Here is a 24808-nt window from a genome sequence, read left to right as displayed (position 1 = left end):
GTGTCCTCTACCGTTCGTGGTGGTCGCCGCTCGCGGCGGCGTCTTCGAGTTCGCGCAGGATGGACTCCTCGACCAGGTCGGCGAGGCCGGAGACGGTGCGCGCGGTCAGGATGTCCCGCGGCGTCAGCTCCACACCGAACGCCTCCTTCGCCCGGGAGGCGATCAGCAGACTGCGCACCGAGTCGCCGCCCAGCGCGAAGAACTCGTCCTCCGCGCCGACCCGGGCCGCTCCCAGCACCTCCGCCCAGATCTCCGCGAGGACCTCCTCGGTGGGGGTGCTCGGCGGGACGAAGCGGGCCGCCGGAGCGGTCGCGGCGGCGGGCGCGGGCAAGGCGGCACGGTCGGTCTTGCCGTTCTCCGTGAGCGGCAGCCGGTCCAGGACGGCGAAGGCCGACGGGACCATATGCGCCGGCAGCGTCCGGCCCAGCAGGTCGCGCAGCTCGGCGGTGTCCGGGGCGGTGGCCCCGGCGGCGGGCACCACATGCGCCACCAGACGGCGTACCCCGGGCTCGTCCTCCCGGACGGTCACCACCGCCGCCACGAGGTCCGGATGGCCGCACAGGGCGGTCTCCACCTCCCCGGCCTCGATGCGGTAGCCGTGCAGCGAGAGCTGGTGGTCGGTGCGCCCCAGGTGGTGGATCCGGCCCCACGCGTCATGGCGGGCCAGATCGCCGGTGCGGTACATCCGGCTGCCGGGCGGGCCGTAGGGGTCGGCCACGAACCGTTCCGCGGTCAGTCCCGGACGGCCCAGATAGCCGCGGGCCAGCGAAGGCCCGGAGATCCACAGTTCCCCGGGGACTCCCGGGGGCACCGGCCGCAGCCGCCGGTCGAGCACCCGCGCACCGGTGTGGGGCACCGGCCGCCCGATCGGCGGCGGGGCGCCGTCGGGGTCGAGCGGATCGGACCAGGTGGCCACCACGGTGGTCTCGGTGGGCCCATAGGAGTTGATCATCCGGTGGTGCGGTGCCCACCGGGCCACCAGCTCCGCACCGCAGGCGTCCCCTCCGACGATCAGCGTGCGCAGCCCGGGCAGTTCCTCCTCGGTGCCCGGGGGCAGGGTGGCCAGGGCCGCGGGCGGGATCAGGGTGTGGGTGATCCGCCGCTCCCGCAGCACCCGGGCCAGCTGACCGCCCAGCAGCGGACCGGCCTCGGGCACCACCAGCATCGCCCCGGCCGGCAGCGACATGCACAGCTCCAGGACGGAGGCGTCGAAGCTGGGCGAGGCGAACTGGAGCACCCGGTCGCCCGGCCGCACCTGGTAGTGCTCGGCCTCGGCGGCGGCGAAGCCGCCGAGCCCGCGGTGGGTGACCACCACACCCTTGGGGGTTCCGGTGGAGCCCGAGGTGTAGATGACGTACGCCGCGTCGTCCGGGCCGACGGGCCCATGGCGGTCCGCGTCGCCGGGGCGGTGGTCCGGCCCCTCGGCCACGTTCACCGCGTCCGGGCCCTCCAGGGTGACCAGCGGCGCGGCGTCCTCGAGCATCAGGGCGATCCGCCCGGCGGGGTAGCCGGGGTCGACGGGCAGATAGGCGCCGCCGGCCTTGGCCACCGCGAGCTGGGCCACCACGATCTCCACCGAGCGGGGCAGGACCAGGGCCACGATCCGGCCCGGGCCGACCCCCTGGGCGATGAGGCGGTGGGCGAGGCGGTTGGCCCGCCGCTCCAGCTCGGCGTAGGACAGCTCGGTGTCGGGGGAGACCACCGCGGGCGCGTCGGGCCAGCGGTCCGCCGCCGCCTCGAACAGCTCGGCCAGGGTGACGAGTGGCGCCTCACGGCCGGTGTCGTTCCCCTCGGTCAGGATCCGTCGCCGCTCGGCCTCGGGCAGGATGTCGATCCGGTCCAGCGGCAGTTCGTCCGGGGCCGCGGCGAGGGCGCCGAGCACCTGGGTCAGCTGGGCGGCCAGCCGCTCCGCGGTGATCTCGTCGAACAGCCGGGGATCCCAGCCGAGTTCCACCGCCAGCTCCGCACCGGGGGAGACGACCACGGTGAGCGCGTAGTTGGTGCTCTCCAGGGCGTGGAGGTCACGGACCGCGAGACCGTGCTCCGCCGCCGCGGAGCTGTTGATCGGGTAGTTCTCGAACACCACCAGGCTCTCGAAGAGGTTGGCCCCGCCCGGCACCCCGCTCCAGCCCTGGATCCGGGACAGCGGCACATGGCCGAAGCCGCGCGCCTCCGCCTGTTCGGTCTGGAGTGTGCGCAGCCATGCCGCGGTGGCGGCACCGCCGTCCACCTCGGTACGCACCGGCAGGGTGTTGATGAAGATGCCGGTGATGTCGTCGGCGCCGGGCAGTTCGGTCGGCCGCCCGGACACCGTGGCCCCGAAGCACACGTCCGTCTCCCCGTTCCAGCGCGACACCAGCAGCGCCCACGCGCCCTGGACCACGGTGTTGAGGGTCAGCCGGTGGCGCCGGGCGAAGTCCTGGAGGGCCGTGGTCTCCCGTTCGCCGAGCCGCTGGGAGAGCCAGCGCGAGGAGCGGGTCGGGGTGTGCGGAGCGGGCCTGCGGTCGTAGGGCAGGGCGGTGGCCGCCGCGAACCCGGCCATCGCCGTCCGCCAGTGCTCCTCGGCCCGGGCGCGGTCCTGGCCGCCGAGCCAGGCCACATAGTCCCCGAACGGCCTGCGGGACGGCAGCCGCGGCGGTGTGCCCGCGGCCAGCGCGGCATGTGCGGCGAACACGTCCGACAGCACCTGGAAGACGCTCCACCCGTCCAGCAGTACATGGTGGAAGGTCCACAGCACCCGTACCCCGGTGGGCGAGAGCCGGGCCAGGGCGACCCGCAGCAGGGGCGCCGCGGTCAGGTCGAGACCCCGGGCGCGGTCCTCCTCGAGCAGCCGCTCCAGCGCGGCGGCGCACCCGTCCTCGTCCAGTCCGCTCCAGTCGTGTACCTCGACGGGCACGGTCGCGGCGGGCCGCACGATCTGGAGGGGTTCTGGCACCCCGCGCACCACCACCTCACTGCGCAGCACCGGGGTGCGGTCGACGACATGCTGCCAGGCGGCGGCGAGCACGGCGGTGTCCCGGACCCCGTCCAGTACGAAGGTCGCCTGCTCCACGTAGAGCCCCTGGCCCTGCTGGGCCAGCCCGTGGAAGACCAGCCCGGACTGGGTGGGGGTGAGCGGATAGATGTCCGCCACGTCCCGCCCGTCGCCCGCCAGCCGGTCCACGGTCTCCTGGTCCAGGGCGGCCAGCGGGAAGTCCGACGGTGTCCGGCCGCCGGAGCCGGGCGCGGCGCACAGCGCGACGATCGCCCGCAGCTCCTCGGCCATCTCCTCGGCGAGCCCGAGCACGGTGGCGCGCCGGTGCAGACTGCGCGCGTACGACCAGGACAGCTCCAGTGCGCCGCCCGCCACCCGGCCGACCACATCGATCAGATGCGACCGGGGCGCGTCCGCGCTCATCCCGCCGTCCAGATCGTCGCGCAGGGTGTGCAGCAGCCCGCCGTCCGGACCCGCCCCGGGGCGGGCCCAGTCCAGCTGCCCCAGGTAGTTGAAGCTGATCCGCGGTGACGCGGCCGGGAGGTCCGGTACGGCGCCGGGCGGCAGATGGCGCAGCGCGCCGTAGCTCAGCCCGTTGCCCGGTACCGCTCGCAGCCGTTCCTTGACGGCCTTCAGCGAGTCCGCGAGAGAGCCTTCGCCCGAGCCCTCGAGCGCGACGGGGAACATACTGGTGAACCAGCCGACGGTACGGGAGAGATCGACACCCTCGAAGATCTCCTCGCGGCCGTGCGCCTCCAGGTCCACCAGCACCCGGTCCCGGCCGGTCCAGCGGCCGAGCACCCGCCCCAGCGCGCACAGCAGGACGTCGTTGATCCGGGTCCGGTAGACCCCGGGCACGTCCTGGAGCAGGGCGCGGGTGGTGGCGGTGTCCAGCCGGACGGCCACCGACTCCTCGAAGGCCACGGTGTTCGGCCCCTCGCTGTCCGTGGGCAGCTCGGCACCGCCGTCCAGCGCGGCCCAGTGGGCCTGTTCGGCGGCGAAGCCCCCGGCCGCGGTGTGGTCGCGCAGCCGCAGCGCCCACTCGCGGAACGAGGTGGTCTTCGGGCCGAGCCCGGCCGTCCGGCCCTCGGCGAGGGCGCGGTAGGCGGTCTCCAGGTCCTCCAGCAGCACACGCCAGGAGACGGCGTCCACCACCAGGTGGTGGGCGGTGAGCAGCAGGACCGGACGCTCCCCGTCGCCCCGGGTGAACAGGGCGGCTCGCAGCAACGGGCCCCGGGCCAGGTCGAATCCGGCCTCGATCCGTGCCGCGGCCTCCCGCAGCGCCGCGTCCCGCCGTGCGGGCTCGTGCCCGGACAGGTCGACCAGCTCGAGCACCGGCTCGTCACCGGGTGGCGCGTTGTGCTGCCGCCACGGGCCGTCCCCGGTGCGCTCGAACCGCATCCGCAGGGCGTCGTGGTGGTCCAGCAGGGCCGCCAGCGCCGCGCCCAGCGCGGTGGTGTCCACCGGTCCGGTCAGCTCGGCGGAGAGCGACTGGGAGAAGTGCCACGGGCTCTCCGGCAGGCTCTCGAACAGCCAGTGCTGGATCGGGGTGAGCGGCACCTCGCCCAGCACCGGGCCCTGTTCGGCGGTGGCCGCCGAGGACACCGCGCCCTCCGCGGCGGCGGCCAGGGCGGCCACGGTCTGGTGCACGAAGAGGTGACGCGGCGTCAGATCAATCCCGGCGCGGCGCGCCGAGGACACGATCTGGATGCTGAGGATGGAATCGCCGCCGAGGGTGAAGTAGTTGTCCTCGACGCCGACCTCCGCCACCCCCAGCACCTCGGCCCAGATCTCGGCCAGTGCCTTCTCGGTCTCCGTGCGCGGCGCGACACGTCCCGCCGTGGGGGCGGCCCAGTCCGGGGCGGGCAGCGCCCGCCGGTCGAGTTTGCCGCTCGGCCCCAACGGCAGCCGCTCCAGCCCGACCACGGCCGCCGGGACCATATGGTCGGGCAGGCTGCGGGCCAGGAACTCCCGCATCGCGGCCTGGTCCACCGTGGCGCCCGGCACCGGGACCACATACCCGGCCAGCCGCTTATGGCCCGCGGTGTCCACCACCGCCGCGGCCGCCCCGGCCACCTCCGGATGGCGCGCCAGCGCGGCCTCGACCTCGCCCAGTTCGATCCGGAACCCACGCACCTTGACCTGGTCGTCGGTCCTGCCCAGATACTCCAGCTGCCCGTCGGCGTCCCAGCGCACCAGGTCGCCGGTGCGGTACATCCGCCCGCCCGCGGGGCCGAAGGGATCGGCGGTGAACTGGTCCGCGGTCAGCCCCGGCCGCCCGGCGTAGCCGCGGGCCAGTCCGGCCCCGGCGAGAAAGAGCTCCCCGGGCACCCCGACCGGCACCGGCCGCAGCCGCGCGTCCAGGACGTACGCCCGGGTGGCGGCCACCGGGGAACCGATGGGCGGGGTCCGCCCGGGGTCCGCCGGATCGCAGGTCCACGCGGTGGCGTAGACGGTGGCCTCGGTGGGGCCGTAGATGTTCGCCACCCGGCAGCCCGGAACGGCGGCGCGCACCTCCTGTACGGTCCGGGCGGCGAGCCCCTCGCCCGCCAGCACCACGGTGTCCGCGCTGACCGACACCGCGCCCTCGCCGAGCACCTGCCCCAGCGCGGACGGCACCGCGCTGAGCAGACCGGCCGACCACGGACCGGTCCGCTCGGCCAGCGCGAGCAGATCACGCACCACCTCCAGGGAGCCCCCGGCCAGCAGCGGGCAGAGGATCTCGAAGACCGACACATCGAAGTTGAGCGAGGTGGAGGCCACCACATGGGACAGCCCCGCCGCGCCGAACTCCGCTGCCGCCCACGCCGCCAGCGCCGCCACGCTTCTGTGGGTGACCACCACGCCCTTCGGCGTGCCGGTCGACCCCGAGGTGTGGATGACATAGGCGGGATGGGCGGGGTCCAGCGGGCCGCGGCGGTCGGCGTCGGTGAGGTCGCGGGGGTCCTCCCCGGCCATCCGGTCCGCGAACTCCGCGCCGTCCAGCAGGAGATGAGCGGCCCGCCCGGCCGGGATCCGCGTCGACTGCTCCGCGGTGGTCAGCACGATGTCCGGAGCGATGTCCTCGAGCATGAACGCGACGCGTTCGGCCGGGTACGCAGGATCCACCGGCAGATATCCGGCCCCCGACTTCACCACCGCGAGCAGCGCCACCACCAGCTCCGGGGTGCGTGGCAACGAGAGCGCCACAAAGCGCTCGGGGCCGGCGCCCGAGGCGATCAGCAGCCGGGCCAGCCGGTTGGCGCGCTCGTTCAGCTCCCGGTAGGTGAGGGATCCGCCGGGCGATCCGCCCCCCGCCCGTACGGCCACCGCCTCCGGTGTCCGGGCCGCCTGGGCCTGGAACAGCTCCGGCAGCACCGCGTCCGGTCCCGGGGCCACCGGCCCGCTGAACTCCGCCAGGATCCGCCGGGTCTCCTCCGCGCCCGCCGGCGGCAGATCCGCCACCCGGCGGGCCGGGTCGGACGCCATCTCCTCCAGCAGCCCGCGCAGAGTGCCGCCCAGCCGCTCGACCGTCGGCGCGTCGAACGCGGCCGGGTCGTAGTCCAGTGACACCGAGAGCCGCTCCTCGGGCGCCACCACCACGCTGAGCGCGTAGTTCGTCGGTTCGAGATCCCGCTCCTGCCGGATGCCCAGACCGTGCGCGGCGATGGCCTCGCTGTCGAAGGGGTAGTTCTCGAACACCACGATGCTGTCGAAGAGGTTCCTCCCCCCGGGCACATCGCTCCAGCTCCGCAGCTGCGCCAGGGAGACGAAGTCGAAACGCCGGGACTCCGACTGGGCCGTCTGGAGCTCCCGCAGCCAGGCCAGCAGCGTCAGTCCGCCGTCCACCCGCACCCGGGTGGGCACCGTGTTGATGAACACCCCGACCATCGACTCCACGCCCGCCAGCGCCGCCGGACGCCCGGAGACCGTGGTGCCGAACACCACGTCGTCCGTACCGCTGTAGCGCGCGAGCAGCAGCGCCCACGCCCCCTGCACCACCGTGTTCATCGTCAGCCCGTTGTGCTGGGCCGCGGTCCGCAGCCGGGCCGACTCCTCGGCCCCGAGGGTGACCTTGTGGGTGCCCGAGGACGCCGTACGGTGCGCCTCCACCGCGGGCCGGTCGCGGGGCAGTTCGGTCGGTGAGGTGAAGCCCGCCAGCGCCTCGCGCCAGAACCGCTCGGCCTCCGCGGTGTCCTGCTCGGCCAGCCAGCCCAGATAGGCGCGGAAGGGGCGCCGGGACGGCACCACGGCGGTACGCCCGGTGGTCAGCTCCGTGTACCGCTCGCAGATCTCGTCGAAGACCTGCGCCGCGCTCCACCCGTCCAGCAGCACATGGTGGAAGGTCCAGATCAGCCGCACCTCGTCGGCGGAGAGCCGGATCAGCGCCAGCCGCATCAGCGGCGCGGTGCCCAGGTCGATCCCCTCGGCCCGGTCCTCGGCGAGCAGCCGGTCCAGTTCGGCCTCCCGCCACCGCTCCGGCCGGGCGGTCCAGTCGTGGTGGACGATCCGCACCGCGGCGCGCCCCCGGACGACCTGGAGCGGTTCGGCCGTCTCCGCCCACACCAGATGGGTGCGCAGGATCGGGTTGGCGTCCGCGGTCCGCTGCCACGCGGTGGCCAGTGCCTCCGGGTCGGCCACCCCGGTCATCGTCAGCTGCACCTGGTTGACATAGGCGTCCGAGGCAGGGTCCACGAGGTGGTGGAAGAGCATGCCCGCCTGCATCGGGGTCAGCGGATAGATGTCCGCCACCTCACGCCCGTCGGCGGCGATCCGGTCCACCGCGGCCTGGTCCAGCCGGGCCAGCGGGAAGTCCGACGGGGTGCGGCCCCCGGCGCCGGGTCCGGCGCAGTGGCCGACGATCTCCTCCAGCGCGCGCACGGTCTCCCGGGCCAGCCGGGTCACCGTCTCCTCGGTGTGCGTCGCCGTGCCGTAGTACCAGGTGAGTTCCAGACGGCGCTGCTCCACCCGGCCCACCACGTCCAGCAGATGGGCCCGCGCGGACTCCGGCGCGGCGTCGCCGCCGAGGCCGCCCCGTACGGTGCGCACCAGGGAGGCGGTGTCCTCACCCGGGTCCGACCAGTCGAACCGGCCGAGGTAGTTGAAGCTGATCCGGGGCTCCGGGGCGTCCCGCAGCTCCGTGGCGGCGGGGTGGTCCGCCGGGGCGAGGTGGCGCAGCGCCCCGTAGCCGATACCGCGCGCGGGCACCGCCCGCAGCTGCTCCTTGACGGACTTCAGGGTCTCGCCCCAGCCGCCCGCCGGAACGTCCAGGGCCACCGGGAACATGGTGGTGAACCAGCCGACCGTACGCGACAGGTCGGTGCCGTCGAGCAGATGCTCCTCCCGGCCGTGGCCCTCCAGGTCCACGGCGACCCGGCGGCGTCCGGTCCAGTCGGCCAGGACCCGGCCGAGCGCCGCGAGCAGCACATCGTCGATCCGGGTGCGGTAGACCTCGGGCACCTCCTGGAGCAGCGCGGTGGTCAGCTCGCGGTCCAGCCGCACGGTGACCGACTCCATGGCCGCCACGGTGTTCTCCCCGGCGCCGTCCACCGGCAGCCCGGTGGCGCAGTCCGCCACCACCGCCGTCCAGTGGGGGAGTTCGGCGTCGAAGCCGCCCGCTGCGGTGTGTTCGGCCAGCCGCAGCGACCAGTCGCGCAGCGAGGTGGTCCGGGCGCCGAGGGCGATCGGCTCACGCCGGGCCGCCTGGCGGTACGCGGTGTCCAGGTCCTCCAGCAGCACCCGCCAGGACACCCCGTCCACCACCAGGTGATGCACGGTAAGGAAGAGGGTGAGGGGTTCGCCGGGCGCCCCCCGTGAGACCACAGCGGCCAGCAGTGGTCCGTCCGCCAGCTCGAATCCGGCGTTGGCCGCGGCCACGGCCACGTCCCCGGCGGTCCGTCGCTCCGCCGCGTCCAGGCCCGACAGATCCACCTCGCGCAGCGGCACCGCGTCCGCCGGGTCCGGCGGCGGGCAGTACTGCCGTACGCCGCCGTCGGCCCGCCGCTCGAAGCGCATCCGCAGCGCGTCATGGTGGACCAGCAGCGCGGCCAGCGCCGCGCGCAGCGCGGGGAGATCGGTGTCCGGGGCGAGTTCGGCCGTCACGGACTGGTTGAAGTGGTCGGGCCGGGCGGTCTGGGTGGTGAAGAACCAGTGCTGGATCGGGGTGAGCGGCAGCTCTCCCGAGACCGGTCCGGTGTCGGTCACCGGACGGGTGTCGGCGTGCGCCACGGTGGCGAGCGACGCGATCGTGGGATGCCGGAACAGCTCCCGGGGGGTCAGCGAAAGTCCCGCCTGCCGGGCGCGGGAGGCCACCTGGATGCTGAGGATCGAATCCCCGCCCAGCATGAAGAAGTTGTCCTCGACCCCGATCCGGTCGCGGCCCAGCAGGGTGCCCCAGATCTCCGCGAGCGCCCGCTCGGCGTCGGTGCGGGGCGCCACATATCCGGCGCCGGTCGCCGCCGTCCAGTCCGGCGCGGGCAGCCGCCGGCGGTCCACCTTGCCGTTGCCGGTCAGCGGCAGTTCGTCCAGGGCGGTGAAGACCGCGGGCACCATGTAGTCCGGCAGTGTGGCGCCCAGGAAGGACCGCAGCTCCCCGGCCGCGGGCAGAGCGCCGCCGCGGACCGGGACCGCGTAGGCCACCAGCAGGGCGCGCTCGCCGTCCCGGGCGAGGGCCACCACCGCCTCCGCCACGGCCTCGTGGCGGACCAGCGCGGCCTCGACCTCGCCCGGTTCGATCCGGAAGCCACGGATCTTCAGCTGGTCGTCGGCCCGCCCCACGAAGGTCAGTTCGCCGTCGTCACTCCACGCCACGATGTCGCCGGTGCGGTACATCCGGGACCCGGGCGGGCCGAACGGATCGGCCACATACCGCTCGGCCGTGGCGCCGGGACGGTTGCGGTAGCCCCGCGCCAGACCGGCGCCCGCGATGTACAACTCACCCGGGATGCCCGGCGGCTGGGGCTGGAGGGCGGTGTCCAGGACATGCACCCGGGTGTTGTCCAGCGGCCGTCCGATGGGCAGTGCGCGCGGCAGCTCCTCCCCGGCATGGAAGGCCCGCCGGGTGGCGAAGGTGGTGGTCTCGGTGGGCCCGTAGCCGTCGACGACCGTCAGCCCCGGGCAGGCGTCGAGCACCCGGCGCACCGCCGCCGCGGGCACCACATCACCGCCGGTCCACACCTCCCGGGCGCCCCGCAGACACTCCGGCGCGTCCTGCGCCAGCAGCCGGAACAGCCCGGCGGTCAGCCACAGACAGCGCACGTCATGGGTGTCGATCGCCCGGCGCACGGTGTCCGCGTCCACGTCCCCCTCGGGTGCGAGGACGGCGGTGCCGCCCCGCAGCAGCGGCACCCACACCTCGTACGTGGAGGCGTCGAACGCCTGCGGGGAGTGCACCAGCACCCGGTCGTGCCCGGCGAAGGCACGGTCGGCCGCGAGCGCCGCCACATCCCGGTGGCGCACCGCGACCCCCTTGGGCCGCCCGGTGGAGCCGGAGGTGAACATCAGATACGCGGTGGAGTCGGGGAACACCGCCACCCGCGGCGGATCGCAGGGACCCTCCCCGTCGTCGCCGGGCGTCACCATCACGGTCCGCCCGCCGTGCGGGACCTCCCCGGCGGTGCGCTCCCAGGCGCGGTCGGTCAGCAGGACGTCCGCCGACGCCTCGGCCAGCACCGTGCGCAGCCGGTCCTCGGGCGCCCGGACGTCCAGCGGGACATACACCCCGCCCGCCTTGACCACGGCCAGCTGCGCCACGATCAGCTCCACCGAACGGTCCATCAGCACCGCCACCGGGTGCTCGGGCCGGACACCGAGCCCGGTCAGCCGGTGGGCCAGCCGGTTGGCGCGGACGTCCAGCTCCCGGTAGGTCACCGGGCCGCGGTCGCCGTCCAGCGCCACGGCGTCCGGGGCCTCGCGGACCCGCGCGGCGAACAGTTCGGGGAGGGCGGCCTCGGCCACCGGGACCGCGGTGTCGTTCCACTCCTGGAGCACCCGGCGGCGCTCCGGGGTGAGCATCGGCAGCCGGGCCGGTGCCCGGTCCGGGCTCTCCGCCATCCCGGCGAGCAGCACCGACAGATACTCCGCCATCCGCTCCACGGTGGCCGGGTCGAACAGCGCCGGGTCGTAGCCGAGCCGCAGCGTCAGCTCCTCGCCCGGGTAGACCACCAGGTTCAGCGGGTAGTTGGTGGTCTCGACGCCGTCGAGCTCCCGCAGCGCCAGCCCGTGCGCGGCGGCGAGATCGCCGCCCACCGGATAGTTCTCGAACACCACGATGCTGTCGAAGAGGTTGACCCGCTCGGCAAGCCCGGTCCACGAGCGCAGCCGGGGCAGCGGTACGAAGTCGAACCGCCGGTCCTCGGTCTGTGCCGACTGCACCTCGCGCAGCCAGCTCAGCAGGGTGGCGCCGGAGGGCACCCGCACCCGGGTGGGCAGGGTGGCGATGAAGAGCCCGTTCATCTCCGGCGCGCCCGGGAGTTCGGCCGGACGCCCGGACACCGTCGTGCCGAACACCACATCGTCGCGGCCGGTCTGCCGGGCCAGCAGCAGCGCCCACGCCCCCTGGAGGAAGGTGTTGACCGTCAGCCCCTCGTTCCGGGCCAGCTCCTCCAGCCGCCGTGAGACCTCGGCGGGCACCGTCGTCAGCACCGCCTCGGTGGACTCCGCGTGATGGGTCTCGGTGGGCTCCCGGTCGAAGGGCAGCGCGGTGGGTTCCGACAGCCCGGCGAGCCGCCCCCGCCAGTGCTGCTCGGCGCGCTCCCCGTCCTGCTCGCGCAGCCAGGCCACATAGTCGCGGAAGGGACGGCGGCTGGGCAGCCCGTCGGCCACGGCCGCACCGCGCGCGCCGTCCCGGGCCCGCGCATGGCAGTGGAAGACGTCCGACAGCACCTGGAACAGGCTCCAGCCGTCCAGGATCAGATGGTCGAAGGTCCACACCACCTGGACCTCGGTGGCCGACAGCCGGGCGAGCGCCAGCCGGGTCAGCGGCGCGGTGCCCGGGTCCAGACCGCGTTCCCGGTCCTCGGCGAGGAAACGCCGCAGCTCCTCCCGGCGGGCCTCCTCGGCCAGCCCCCGCCAGTCGAGGTGGACGACCGGCATCCGCACCGCGCGCTCCACCACCTGGAGCGGTTCGGCCACTCCGTCCCACACCGCGCGGCACCGTAGGACCTGCGTACGGTCGGCCACCCGCTGCCACGCCGCGGCCAGCGCCTCCGGGTCGGGCACCCCGTCGAGGACGAAGGCCAACTGCTGGAAGTAGACGCGCCCGTCGTCCTGGGACAGCCGGTGGAACAGCATGCCCGCCTGGGTGGGGGTGAGCGGGAAGATGTCCTCCACCGCACCGCCGTCGCCCGCCAGTTGGTCCACCATGGCCTGGTCGAGCGTGGCGAGCGGGAAGTCCGACGGGGTGCGGCCCCCGGCGCCGGGCGCGCTGCCGTACCGGGCGATCTCCACCAGCGCCCGGCGGAACTCCCCGGCCAGCCCGGCCACGGTCTCCTCGTCGTGCAGCTGGGCCGAGTAGAACCAGGTGAACTCCAGGGTCCGCCCCTCGACCCGGCCGACCACCTCCAGGGGGTGCGGCCGCTCACTCTCGGGGTCGGCGTCCAGGGACAGTTCGCGATGGGTGTCCCGGAACAGCCCGTCGCCACCGCCCGGCAGCTCGAACTGGCCCAGGTAGTTGAAGCTGATCCCCGCCGTGGGTCCGTCCGGGACGCCCCCGGACGGGCCGGACGCCGGCAGATGGCGCCGCACCCCATAGCCCAGACCGCGCCGCGGCACCGCCCGCAGCTGCTCCTTCACGGACTTGAGCACCGCGCCCCAGTCGCCGTCGGGCAGTTCGAGCGCCACCGGGAAACGGGTGGTGAACCAGCCGACCGTACGGGAGAGGTCCACCTCCTCGAAGAGCTCCTCGCGGCCGTGGCCCTCCAGGTCCACCGGGACCCGGGCCCGGCCGGTCCAGTCGGTCAGCACCCGTGCGAGCGCGCTCAGCAGCACATCGTTGACCTGGGTCCGGTACGCCTCGGGCAGGGTCTGGAGCAGTGCGGTGGTCTCGTCCTCGCCGAGCCGTATGGTGACCGAGCGGGCCGAGGCGTAGGTGTTGGCGCCCTGACGGTCCGTCGGCAGCGCCGGATCGCATCCGGCCGCCACCCCGGCCCAGTACGCCGTCTCGTCGTCGAACCCCCCGGACTCCGCGTGCCGGGTCAGCCGCAGCGCCCAGTGGCGCAGCGAGGACGACTTCGCGGGCAGCCGGACCGCGCCGCCCCGGGCCAGGGCGCGGTAGGCGGTGTCCAGGTCCTCCAGCAGGATGCGCCAGGAGACCCCGTCCACCACCGCGTGGTGCACGGTGAGATGGAGCACCGGCGGCCGTCCGCCGCCACTCTCCTCGAACACCGCGCGCAGCGGTGTTTCCGCCGCCAGGTCGAAACCGCCGAGGTGGCCGGTGTCGCCCCCGGCGGCACGGCGCAGCACCTCCGTGGACCCGACGCCCTCGATCCACTGGCTCCGGCCCGTGCCGCCCTCGCGCAGCGGGAAGCGGGAGCGCAGCGCGTCGTGGTGGGCCAGCAGCTCCGCCAGCGCGCCGCGCAGCGCTTCCTCGTCCACGTCCTCGCCCAGCACCATGGACACGGTCTGGTTGAAGTGTCCGGCCCGCCCCGGGTCGTGTGCGAAGAGCCAGTGCTGAATGGGCGTCAGCGGCAGTTCCCCGGTGGCCTCCGGCTCCGCCGACCCGCTCGGCCGCCCGGCGGGGGCGGAGGTGTCCAGATGCAGGGCGAGTGCGGAGATCGTCTGATGGCGGTAGACATCGCGCGAGGTGAGCGGCAGCCCGGCCTGCCGCGCCTGGGACACCACCTGGATACTGAGGATCGAATCGCCGCCGAGGGAGAAGAAGTTGTCCTCCACGCCGACCCGCTCCACCCGCAGGATCCCCGCCCACACCGCCGCGAGGGTCCGCTCGGTCGCCGTCCGCGGCGCCACATAGCCACCCGCCGCGGTGGCGCTCCAGTCCGGGTCGGGCAACCTGCCGCGGTCCAGCTTGCCGTTGGGGCTGAGCGGCATCCGGTCCAGCACCAGGACGGTGGCGGGCACCATGTAGTCGGGCAGTCCGCGACGCAGGAACCGGCGCAGCCCGGCCGGGTCCGGGGAGGCTCCCGGCGCCGCCACCACATAGGCGATCAGCCGTTTGACGTCGCCGGACTCCTTGGCCACGGCGGCCGCCCCGGCCACTTCGGGGTGGCGCAGCAGCGCCGTCTCCACCTCGCCCAGCTCGATGCGGAAACCACGGATCTTGACCTGGTCGTCGGCCCGGCCCATGTACTCCAGCTGGCCGTCGCCGGTCCACCGCACCAGATCGCCGGTGCGGTACATCCGGCTGCCCACGGTGCCGAAGGGGTCCGCCACGAACCGCCGGGCGGTCAGCGCGGGCCGGTTGAGATAGCCGCGCGCCAGGCTCTGGCCGCCGAGGTACAGCTCCCCGGTCACCCCGGGCGGCACCAGCCGCAGGGTCGGATCCAGGACATACGCGCGGGTGTCCGCCACCGGCCGGCCGATCGGCGGGGCCTGCTCGGGCGCCGCGCCGTCGCAGAACCACGCGGTGGCGTACACCGTGGCCTCGGTCGGCCCGTACAGATTGGCGATCCGGCACGAGGGCATGGCGGCCCGGACGTCCCGTACGGTCTGGGCGGGCAGCGCCTCGCCCGCCAGCACCACCGTCCCGGCGGCCCCCTCCGTCCAGCGCGCCGGATCCGCGCCCAGGACCCGGGCGAACACCGACGGCACCCCGCTGATCAGCCCGGGGGTGCGCGGCCGCTCCCGCGGATCGACGAGCGCGGGCAGATCCCGGACCACCTCGACACTGCCCCCGGCCAGCAGCGGGCACAGCAGCTCGAACACCGACACATCGAAGTTGAGCGAGGTGGAGGCCACCACATCGGTCAGCCTCTCCCGCCCCAGCTCCGCCTCGGCCCAGGCCGCGAGAGCCGCCACGCTGCGATGGGTGACCACCACGCCCTTGGGCCTGCCGGTGGAGCCGGAGGTGTAGATGACATACGCGGGGTGCGCCGGGTCCAGCGGCCGGACGCGCTCGGCGTCGGTGATGTCGCCGTCCTCGCGGGAGCCCAGATCGGCGCCGACCGCGGGATCGTCCAGGACCAGGATGTCCGCGCCCGGGGGCAGCGAACCGGCCGCCTCACCGGTGGTCAGCACCACCGCGGGCGCCGCGTCGTCCAGCATCAGCGCGATGCGCTGCGCCGGATAGCCGGGGTCCACCGGCAGATAGCCCGCGCCCGCCTTGAGCACCGCGAGCACCACCACGACCAGCTCGGCGGTGCGCGGCAGGGCCAGCGCCACCAGCTGCTCCGGCCCGATACCACGGGCGATCAGCAGCCGGGCCAGCCGGTTGGCGCGCCGGTTCACCTCTCCGTAGCCCAGCCGGACGTCCCTGTGGGCCACCGCCGGGGCCGAGGGACGGCGGGCCGCCTGGGCCTCGAACAGCTCGGGCAGTGTGGTGTCCGGCGCCGGACGCCCCCGCCCGTTCCAGGAGTCGAGCAGCGTGTGCCACTCGGTGTCGGTGAGCATCTGGAGCTCGATCAGGGGCGTTTCCGGGGCCGTCGCCATGCCCGTCAGCAGCCGGTGCAGATGGGTGGCCATCCGCTCCATCGTCCCGGCGTCGAACAGATCGGAGTTGTACTCCACCGTCAGACCCAGCGAACCGCTCTCCCGCGGCAGGAACTCCAGCACCAGGTCGAACCGCGCGGCGGGCCGCGGCAGCGCGTGCTCGGTGATCCGCAGGCCACCGGCATCGCGGGTCGGCACCATCGCGCCCTGCTGCACGACCAGCGCTTGCACCAGCGGATTGCGGCTGGGGTCGCGCTGCGGGGCCAGCTCCTCCACGACCCGCTCGAACGGCAGCTCGTCATGGCCGAACGCGTCCAGCACCGTTTCGCGCATGGTGTCGAGGAACTGCTCGACCGTGGTGTCCCCGTCCACCTCGGAGCGCAGCACCAGGGTGTTGACGAAGAACCCGGCGACGGACTCCAGTTCGCTGCGGTGGCGGCCGTTGGTGACCGTGCCGAAGGAGATGTCCCGCTGCCCCGAATAGCGCGCGAACAGCACCGACACGGCCGCCGCGAGCAGGGTGAACAGCGTGCTGGAACGCTCCCGGCCGAGCCGGACCAGCTCGGCCACCAGATCGGCGGGCAGCTCATGGCGGTGGACCGCGCCCGCGGTGGTGCGCACCGGCGGCCGGGGGCGGTCGGTGGGCAGCTCCAGCGTCTGCATCCCGGCGAGCCTGGTCCGCCAGTACTTCAGATCCGTCTCCTGCCGTGGCGGGGCCGGGCGGCTCCGCTCCCACACCGCGTAGTCCGGGTACTGGACGGGCAGCGGCGGCAGTCCTGCGTCCGCGCCCGTCGTCTGCGCCCCGTAGAGCGCGGCCAGTTCGGCCACCAGCACCCCGACCGACCAGCCGTCGGTGACGATGTGGTGCTGGGCCAGCAGCAGGACGTGGTCGTCGTCGGCGAGCCGGATCAGCAGCGCCCGGGTCAGCGGCCCCCGCTCCAGGTCGTAGGGGCGGTTGAGCTCCTCGGTCAGCAACCGGTCGACGGCCTCGGCGCGCCCCGCGGCGGGCAGCCCGCTCAGATCGGTGCGCTCCAGCGGTACGGTGCCCCGCTCGGCCACCCGCTGCACCCCGTGGCCGTCCACCGTGGCGAAGGTGGTCCGCAGCGCGTCATGGCGGGCGGCGAGCGCGTCCAGCGCACGGCACAGCGCCGCCGCGTCCAGCGGGCCGCTCAGCCGCAGCCCGGCCCCGGTGTTGTACTCGGTGCCGCCGGAGGTCAGATCGTCCAGGAACCACAGCCGCCGCTGGGCGGCGGACAGCGGCAGCGGGCGGTCCCGCGGCGCGGCCGGGATCGGCGGGTCCGCGGCCGGGGGCTCGGCGGGCAGCGCCCGCGCCAGCCGCGCCACCGTACGGGCGTCCAGCAGCTCACGGAGGGTCAGTTCGGCGCCCAGTTCCGCGCGGACCCGCGACAGCAGCCGGACCCCCAGGATCGAGTCGCCGCCGAGCCCGAGGAAGTCGTCCTCGACGCCCACGGTGTCCACCGGAAGCACCTCGGCCCAGATCCGGGCGAGGGCGGCCTCGGCCGGGGTGCGCGGGGCGATGTGCCGGGCGTCGCCGTCGGGGGCGGAACGCGGTGCGGGCAGCGCCGCGCGGTCGATCTTGCGGTGCGGGGTGAGCGGGAACGCGTCCAGCACCACATAGGCGGACGGCACCATATGGGCGGGCAGCGACCGGCCCACCGCGGCCCGCAGTTCGGCGGCGGTCGGCCGGGTCCCGCCACCGGCGGGCACCACATACGCCACCAGCCGCCGCTGCCCCGGCTCGTCCTCCCGGACGGTGACCACGGCGGCTCCGACCTCCGGATGGCGGGCCAGCGCGGCCTCCACCTCACCCAGCTCGATCCGGAACCCGCGCACCTTGACCTGGTGGTCGGTCCGGCCGAGGAACTCCAGCTGCCCGTCGGCGGTCCAGCGCGCCAGATCGCCGGTGCGGTACATCCGGGCGCCCGGTGGACCGGAGGGGGCGGCGAGGAAGCGCTCCGCCGTGAGCCCCGGCCGGTCCAGATAGCCGCGCGCCACTCCCACACCGGTCAGGTACAACTCCCCGGTGCTGCCGACCGGCACCGGCCGCATCGCCCCGTCCAGGACGTACACCCGGGTGTTGGGCAGCGGACGGCCGATCGGCGGGGTGCCGGAGCCCGCTTCCAGCGCACCGGTCCAGGTGGCCACCACGGTGGCCTCGGTCGGACCGTAGGAGTTGACCAGCCGCCTGCCGGGCGCCCACAGGTCCACCAGACCGGCCGGGCACGCCTCGGCGCCCACGATCAGGGTGCGCAAGCCCGGCAGCCCCCGGCGCACCTCCTCCGCGGGCACCGTCGCCAGCGCCGCCGGGGGGATCAGCGCGTGGGTCACCGCGTGCTCCCGCAGCACGGTGGACAACTCGGCGCCCAGCAGCGGCCCTTCCGGAGGCACCACCAGCGCGGCCCCCGCCAGCAGCGAGGAACACAGCTCCAGCACCGAGGCGTCGAAGCTGGGCGAGGAGAACTGGAGCACCCGGTCGCCGGGTCGTACGGCGTAGTGTTCGGCGGCCGCGGCCGAGAAGTTCCCCAGTCCGGCGTGGGCCACCAGCACCCCCTTGGGCACACCGGTGGAGCCCGAGGTGTAGATGACATACGCGGGGTGCTCCGGCAGCAGTGGCGCGAGCCGGTCCGCGTCGCCCGGCGCGTGACCCGGACCGGTCACGGAGCGGATGGCCACCGGATCGTCCAGCACCACGGCGGGCCGGGCGTCGGCCAGCATCATGGCCCGGCGCTCCCCGGGGTGGGCCGGGTCCACCGGGAGGAACGCGCCCCCGGCCTTGGCCACCGCCAGCTCCGCCACCACCAGTTCGGCCGAGCGCGGCAGCACCAGCGCCACCACCCGCTCCGGCCCCACCCCCTGCCCGATCAGCCGGTGGGCCAGCCGGTTCGCCCACTCCTCGACCTCACCGAAGGACCAGGTCCGGTCCTGCGCCACCAGCGCCGGGGCGTCCGGGGTGCGCGCCGCCCACACCGCGAACAGCGCGTCCAGCGGGGCGCGGGAGGCGTCCCGGCCGGTGGCGTTCCACTCCGCGGGAGGCAGGCCCGGTGCCTCCCGGGATGCGGCAGCCGAACCGGCGGTTGCCTGACCGGATGACGTCTCGTGGCGGTCCATCATGATGGGGCGGCCCTTCGGAGCGGTATGGGGCGGGGACGGTGTGGTGCGGTGCATACCGTGCGACCTGGAGTGAGCGTGGGGAGTTCGCCGCGGTGGGGAGTCCGGAGGCGGAGCTCAGACCAGGGCGCTCTTACGGGCCATCCGGCCCGAGAGCTGGATGCGGTCGACCGCGCCGGTCCGCGGATCGCGCACGAAACGGCCACCGGCGATCCGGCGCCCGGAGGACGGGTCCACCAGGTCACAGCTGAGGTCCTCGTGGCAGACCAGGGGCGCGGGCAGATCGCCGTCCACGGACAGGGCGAGACTGCCGCTGTCGTTCATCGTCACCTGGTACTCGATGTCGCCGTTCAGATAGATCCCGGTGCACTGGGCCGTCGCGGCCATGGGGGTGGCCGCGGCCGGGCGGGCCGGTGTCGCCGGCACCCGGATCCCGGTGATGTCCTCGAGCCCGTCGGCCAGTTCATACCACAGCTCGGTGCCACCGCTGGCGTTGCTGGTGAAGGCGACCACGGCACCGCTGACCGGATCGGCCCGCAGATGGCAGGAGGTCCCCTGGGCGTTGCCGTCGTGGCCGAACCACAGGGTGTCGTCCCGCCGGAAGAGCGCGAGCCCCAGGCCCCAGCCGTCGGCGAGCACACCGGGGTCCGCGCCGGGCACCGGGCGGCGCGCCCGCGCCGCGAGCTCCGGCGGCAGCAGCCCCGGCGGGCCGTCGCCGGTGTGCATCCGGGCCAGCGCCACCAGATCGAGCGCGCTGCACGCGAGGGCCCCGGCCGCGGCCTCCGCCGGGGCGAGGTTCTGGCGCACCGGCCGGGTTCTGCCGGTGGCCGTGTTCCCCGCGTGGCCGTGTGCCACCGGACGGCGTGGGGTGGCCGCGGTGGCGCCGACGAGACACGGCACGGTGCCCAGCGGGTCCAGCAGAACCGACCGTACGGCCTCCGGCCAGCTCATCCCGGTGACCGTCTCGATCAGCCGCCCCGCCGCCACGTAACCGGCGTTGGAGTAGGAGAAGTCGGTGCCGGGCGGCATCACCAGACTGCGGTCGGTGCAGTGGTCCAGCAGATAGCGCGACGCGGTCACCGCGGCCACCTGGTCGGAGTCGGGGCCGGACGGCAGCCCGGCGGTGTGGCTGAGCACCTGGCCCACCGTGCACCCGGACCGCCGCAGCTCCGGGACATGGTCGCCGAGCCGGTCGTCGAGTTCCACATCGCCGTCGGCCACCAGCAGCATCACCACCGTCGCGGTGTAGCACTTGGTGATCGAGCCGATGGGCACGGCCGCCCCGGCGGTGAACGGCTCTCCGGTGTCCGCGTCCAGCACACCGGTCTCGACGGCGAGCGTGGATCCGCCGGTGTGCACGGCGAGTTGGGCACCCGGCACCCGGTGGGCGCGGGCCAGGGCGGTCAGACGGTCTTCGAGGAGGCGGCGCTCCTTGGGGCGCCGCTCCTCTCTGGGAGCGGTCTCGGACCGGTCGGACACGGTGTACTCCTTGACGCAACGGGGACGGACGGCGTGCCGGGGGTTACGGCAGCCGGCTGGTGGCGGTCACATCGCGGGGGACGATCCGGAAGCCCTGCCAGTGGGTGGGCATGGGGTCCTCGTCCTCGTCCCGGGGCACATGGTGGAAGTCGACGCTGACCCAGGCGACCGGGTCGGTGAGCTTCTCGCCGCCTGTGTACTTGTCCACCGAGGCGGCGCAGCCGGAGGCGGCGGTGCCATACGCGTTCGCGGTGTTGCCGTAGGCAAGCCGCTCACACGCCCGGTACTGCGTGAAGTACATGTCGTGATGGGTGAAGTCCTCGGTGTGGTCCGGCCCCCGGTACTGGTCGCTCTCGTGGTTGTCGATCTCCCACGACTTCGGGTGGCCGTCGGCGTTCTCGGCGGTCGGGTTCACCACCCGCCAGAAGCGGCTGGGGGCGATGTCCGCCGCCGTCTCATGGGTGAGCACGGTGCGTTTGGTGGTGCGCTTCGCGGTACCGCTGCCGGGGAAGTCGTACTGCTCGACGACGTTCTTCCGCTCCCCGTCCACATCGAAGTCCAGCCGCCAGAAGATGTTGTGCGTGTGGTTCTCACTGAACCGGGTGGAGCCCACCCCGGTCGGCCAGCCACGGGCCGCGTCGGCGAACTGGAACGGCGACAGGGACCCGGTGGCGCCCGCCCTCGGGGTGATCGAACCGTCGTCGGCGAAACGCCACTCGACGATGTAGTCGTACCAGCCGATCTCCGAGACCGAGAAGACGGTCAGATCGCTGCCGTGCAACACCCCCTTCTCCACCGCGCTCTTGTACGCGAAGGGCCTCGGCTGCTCCTCGGCGCACACGACGGCGGTGTCCCGGAGGCTCCCGAGCCGCCCGGTGGGGCAGTCCTTCTTGGTGAGCGCGGTGAGGGTGCCCTGCTCCAGATCGCCGAAGCCGATGGAGGACACGTCGTAGAAGCGCGGCTGGCCACTGTCGTAGGGCACATGCACCTCGGCGAGCGCCGCGCTCTTCAGCACCCGGGTGGCGGTGCCGCGCAGCGGGGTGTACGTCACATCGCTCAGCACCACACCGGTGTTGCGGTCGACGTCCCAGCACATCTGCCAACGGGCGCCGTTCTTCAGGGTCTTGTCGATGCGGTTGGCCGCGGGGCACTCGGCGGCCGCCGAGCGCTCCCGGGGAGCGGCGGACACCGGACCCGGCGTCCCCAGCACCAGCAGAACCACGACGGCCACGAGCACACGGGCACGCCAAAGGACACGGAACACGAACGGGGCTCCCCTCAGAGGCCGATGACGGCGGCGCGCCGGGCCGACAGATCGATGACGATGCGGCTGGTGTCGATCCATGTGCCGCCGTCGCGGCCCCGCTCGCCCGGAACGCGGACGAAGAGCTGCACACACCGGTGGACTCCGCACCGGGACACCTGCCGGGCTCCCTCGACACCGTCGGCGCGGGCGGCCAGGAACGCCATTCCCTGGACCTTGAGTTGACTGGGCGAGGTCAGCTTCTTCTTCGTCGCGGACGCGTAGGACGCGCGCATCCCCGGGCCGAGGCGGCGGTCGGCGAGGAGGATCTTCACCGCCTGCCGGACCTCCGCGAGGCTGGGCGGCGGCTGCACACCGTGGCGGCGGATCGAGGCCAGCACCTTCCCGGAGCGCAGATCGACCCGACGGGTGATCAGGCTGTCCGAGGCGTAGTCGTAGAGCTGGACCTCGGCCTCACCGTCCGGCGCGGCCGACTTCGCCTTGGGCCGCGGCGGGCGGTGGGTGTCCAGCGGTTCGGCCCCGGCGGCGCCCGCGGCGTTCCGCTCGCGGGTGGTGCCGGTGTCCCCCCGGCGGGAGGTGGTGTGGCCGACGGCGATCCGGGCGGCCTCGCGGGACTCCTCGGAGGTCAGCGGGGTGTTATGGGAGGCGATCACGGCGGCGGGGGAGCTGCTGGGGGCGGATGACCCGGTGGCTTTCAGCACCGCCGTACCCCCGGCCGCCAGCAGGGCCGTCAGACCCAGGGCCATGGGTATTCGCCATCGTCGTGTGCGGCCGCCCTTCGCGTCGGCCGCACCCTTGTGCGTGGCGTCGCTTGTCATCAACCCAGCCGTTCCCGTCGTTTCGGTCGGTCGAGCCCGGGTCGGGCTCGGGAGGACAGCACGGCGATGGCCGTCCCACCGGAGCGATTCGAGACGCTTTCCGACGGCTCGCCCGGACACCTCCGAGGCTCTCCGCTGTCCACTGTCGGCTCACGTTTTCACCACTCCGGGCGGCATAACAGTTGCTTTTGTAATCAAGCGACTGTGAGAAACGCATGTTCCGGCCGGAAAGCGACCCCGACGGGGGAGACTTCAAAGCGACTACGAAGACGGTCCGCCCGCAACCTGTCTGCCATCATGCGCACATGAGCCATTGGATCATCATTCGATGTGACCTCTGTGGCGCCACCCATTCATCCCACGCGGCCGACAGCGTGAGCGCGGTACGGGAGGTGATGGCCCTCATGAGCTGGGCGCTGGCGCGACAGGACGGCCGAATGATCGATGTGTGCTCGGCGTGCACCACCCCGCGGAACTCACCGGAGAGCGCCGGTGGGAAACGCCGTTGCTCCTGTGAGGGCGGTGAACTCTTCGACGCTCTCGGCCACGACAGAATCGGGCACCGCCTCGCCAATACCCTGCTGCGGGCGGGCGTTGACAATCTTGAACTCCTGTCCAGCCTGTCCACGCGCCAACTCCTCAGCCTGGACGGTATCGGCGCCGCCGGGGCCCATCACGCGCTCAGCCGTCTGCGTCCCGAACCGGAACGGGACGAGGCGCGTTGAGGCGTTCTCCGAGCGGCCCCCGAGCGCGATCGGGAGCACGCCCCGAGCACGTTCCGCACACGCCGAGCACACCGCCTAGCACACCCCCGAGGGGCCGACGGCCGAGAGGTGACCGATGACCGATGTCCCCGCCCGCACGACCGCCACCTTCTACAGCACCCGCCGCGGCCGGGTGCTGTGGACGCTGGGCGTGGTGTTCTCCGCCGGGCTGCTCGGCCCGCCACTGTTTCTCGCCGCCGCCCGGAAGGGTGTCGTCCGCCCGGCCGTCCCCGCGGTGTACGCGGTGCTCGTCTACCCCATCGCGCTCGGCCGGAGCCGGCTGCCCAACCCCGGCGACTGGATCCCATGGGTGCTCGCGGCGGTGGTGCTGACGGCGGCGGCGCACGCCGCGCTGCTGGAGGCGGGGGAGCGGCGGGGCTGACGAACGGCCGGGAGCCGGGCCGGACCCCGCGGCGTGGCGGTGGCCCATACTGGTGCCATGAGCACCCGCGAGTTCGTGCGGGCCGCTCCCGGGCTCGGCGGCATGGTCGTGTCCGCGGTCGGCTACCGCTCCGCCGGGGTCCCTCCGGCGCTGCACCGCGGGCTGCCCTCGCCCTATCTGACGCTGATCTTCTCCTTCGGCGGCCCGGTGATCACCGGCCGTACCCCCGAGCAGGCGTACGGGGCCGATGCCGTGCGGACCGACATCGTGGTCGGCGGACTGCACCAGGACCCCGCGTACGTGGCCCAGGGCAGCCACGAGGCAGGTGTCCAGCTCGCGCTGCACCCCCTCGCCGCCCGTGCGCTCCTCGGAGTGCCCGCCGGTGAGCTCACCTCCCCGCCGGTCGTCTGCGGCACGGATCTCCTCGGCGCCCGGGCCGCCGAGGTGCGCGAGCGGATGTGTGCCCAGGACACCTGGGACGAACGGTTCGCCACGCTCGGCGGCTATCTGCGGCAGCGCGCGGCGTCGGTCCGGTACCCCGCGGTGCGCCCCGAGGTGGCAGGGGCGTGGGCCTGGCTGGCCCGCCACCGCGGGACCGGCACGCTGTCCGGGCTCGCGGACCACGTGGCACTCAGCCCGCGCCGGCTGACCACCCTGTTCCGCGCCGAGACGGGGCTCGGCCCCAAGCAGGCCGCCCGGCTGATGCGCTTCCAGCACGCCAGGTCGGCGGTGACGCGCGCCGTCGCCGCGGACCGGCCACCGGAGCTGTCCCGTATCGCCGCCGAGTGCGGTTACTGCGACCACTCCCACCTCGTCCGGGAGTTCCGCCAGTACACCGGCCTCAGCCCGACGGCCTGGCTCGCCGAAGAGTGCCGGAATATCCAAGCCGGGGCGCACCGCTACGGCGAAGAGTGGGAGGCATGAACACCACCCACACCACGGACAGTGCGCACACCACGCACACCACTGAGAAGCAACGGCTCCGGGCCCCCGATGTCTGGCCCACCTTCCAGGCGCATGACGCCCCCGCTCTGATCGACTTCCTGGTCGACACGGTCGGCTTCGAGCGCACGGTCGTCTATCGGGACGGCGACCGTGTCGCCCATGCCCAGCTCGACTGGCCCGAGGGCGGTGGCATCATGCTCGGCTCCCACGACCCGTCCGGCGAGAAGGGCTGCCTCCAGCCGGGCAGCTCCGGCGCGTACATCGTCACCGCACACATCGACGCGCTCCACGCACGGCTGACCGCCGCCGGGGCGACGATCGTCCGCGCCATCGAGGACCAGCCCTACGGAAGCCGGGAGTTCGCCATCGCGGACCCGGAGGGCAACACCTGGTCCTTCGGTACCTACCCCGGCGAACCCCGCGGCCAGGACTGACGGCTCCCCGACGGCTCCACGACGCCTCCTGGCGCCC

General features: G+C 74.0%; 8 protein-coding genes. 4 read left to right on the top strand and 4 right to left on the bottom strand.

The window, feature by feature from the left end; translation table 11 throughout:
- Positions 1-7: 7 nt before the first annotated feature.
- The 4 genes from AB0C66_RS26720 to AB0C66_RS26705 form a co-directional block, all read right to left on the bottom strand.
- Positions 8-18688 (bottom strand): non-ribosomal peptide synthase/polyketide synthase, encoded by an 18681-nt coding sequence (locus tag AB0C66_RS26720; protein ID WP_362443643.1) that lies wholly within the window; start codon positions 18686-18688, stop codon positions 8-10.
- A 114-nt stretch (positions 18689-18802) separates the two neighbouring features.
- On the bottom strand, positions 18803-20164 hold the full coding sequence (locus AB0C66_RS26715; RefSeq protein ID WP_362443641.1) for a serine hydrolase domain-containing protein: 1362 nt from the start codon (positions 20162-20164) through the stop codon (positions 18803-18805).
- A 43-nt stretch (positions 20165-20207) separates the two neighbouring features.
- Positions 20208-21428 (bottom strand): copper amine oxidase, encoded by a 1221-nt coding sequence (locus AB0C66_RS26710; protein ID WP_362443638.1) that lies wholly within the window; start codon positions 21426-21428, stop codon positions 20208-20210.
- 14 nt (positions 21429-21442) lie between these two features.
- Positions 21443-22246, bottom strand: coding sequence for a hypothetical protein (locus AB0C66_RS26705; protein ID WP_362443635.1), 804 nt, complete (start codon positions 22244-22246; stop codon positions 21443-21445).
- 305 nt (positions 22247-22551) lie between these two features.
- Here AB0C66_RS26705 and AB0C66_RS26700 point away from each other — a divergent pair, with 305 nt between their 5' ends.
- The 4 genes from AB0C66_RS26700 (at position 22552) to AB0C66_RS26685 (ending at position 24771) form a co-directional block, all read left to right on the top strand.
- Positions 22552-22971, top strand: coding sequence for a hypothetical protein (locus tag AB0C66_RS26700; RefSeq protein ID WP_362443632.1), 420 nt, complete (start codon positions 22552-22554; stop codon positions 22969-22971).
- Positions 22972-23086: 115 nt separating this feature from the next.
- Positions 23087-23392 carry a hypothetical protein gene (locus AB0C66_RS26695; protein ID WP_362443629.1) on the top strand — a complete coding sequence of 102 codons (306 nt, stop codon included), beginning with the start codon at positions 23087-23089 and terminating at the stop codon, positions 23390-23392.
- A gap of 57 nt (positions 23393-23449) precedes the next feature.
- Positions 23450-24316 (top strand): helix-turn-helix domain-containing protein, encoded by an 867-nt coding sequence (locus AB0C66_RS26690; RefSeq protein ID WP_362443626.1) that lies wholly within the window; start codon positions 23450-23452, stop codon positions 24314-24316.
- Positions 24313-24771 carry a VOC family protein gene (locus AB0C66_RS26685; protein ID WP_362443623.1) on the top strand — a complete coding sequence of 153 codons (459 nt, stop codon included), beginning with the start codon at positions 24313-24315 and terminating at the stop codon, positions 24769-24771. Before AB0C66_RS26690 ends, AB0C66_RS26685 begins: the two co-directional genes overlap by 4 nt.
- Positions 24772-24808 lie beyond the last annotated feature (37 nt).

It is taken from the genome of Streptomyces sp. NPDC048636 (genome assembly GCF_040650655.1).
GTDB lineage: Bacteria > Actinomycetota > Actinomycetes > Streptomycetales > Streptomycetaceae > Streptomyces.
The sequence above is the reverse complement of the archived record's forward strand: the minus strand, read 5'-3'. Positions and strand labels throughout refer to the sequence as shown.

Excerpts from the sequence above, each read along its gene's own strand:
- AB0C66_RS26685 (WP_362443623.1), top strand. The coding sequence starts at position 24,313 with ATGAACACCACCCACACCACGGACAGTGCGCACACCACGCACACCACT.
- AB0C66_RS26720 (WP_362443643.1), bottom strand. The coding sequence starts at position 18,688 with ATGATGGACCGCCACGAGACGTCATCCGGTCAGGCAACCGCCGGTTCG.
- AB0C66_RS26700 (WP_362443632.1), top strand. The coding sequence starts at position 22,552 with ATGAGCCATTGGATCATCATTCGATGTGACCTCTGTGGCGCCACCCAT.
- AB0C66_RS26690 (WP_362443626.1), top strand. The coding sequence starts at position 23,450 with ATGAGCACCCGCGAGTTCGTGCGGGCCGCTCCCGGGCTCGGCGGCATG.
- AB0C66_RS26695 (WP_362443629.1), top strand. The coding sequence starts at position 23,087 with ATGACCGATGTCCCCGCCCGCACGACCGCCACCTTCTACAGCACCCGC.
- AB0C66_RS26705 (WP_362443635.1), bottom strand. The coding sequence starts at position 22,246 with ATGACAAGCGACGCCACGCACAAGGGTGCGGCCGACGCGAAGGGCGGC.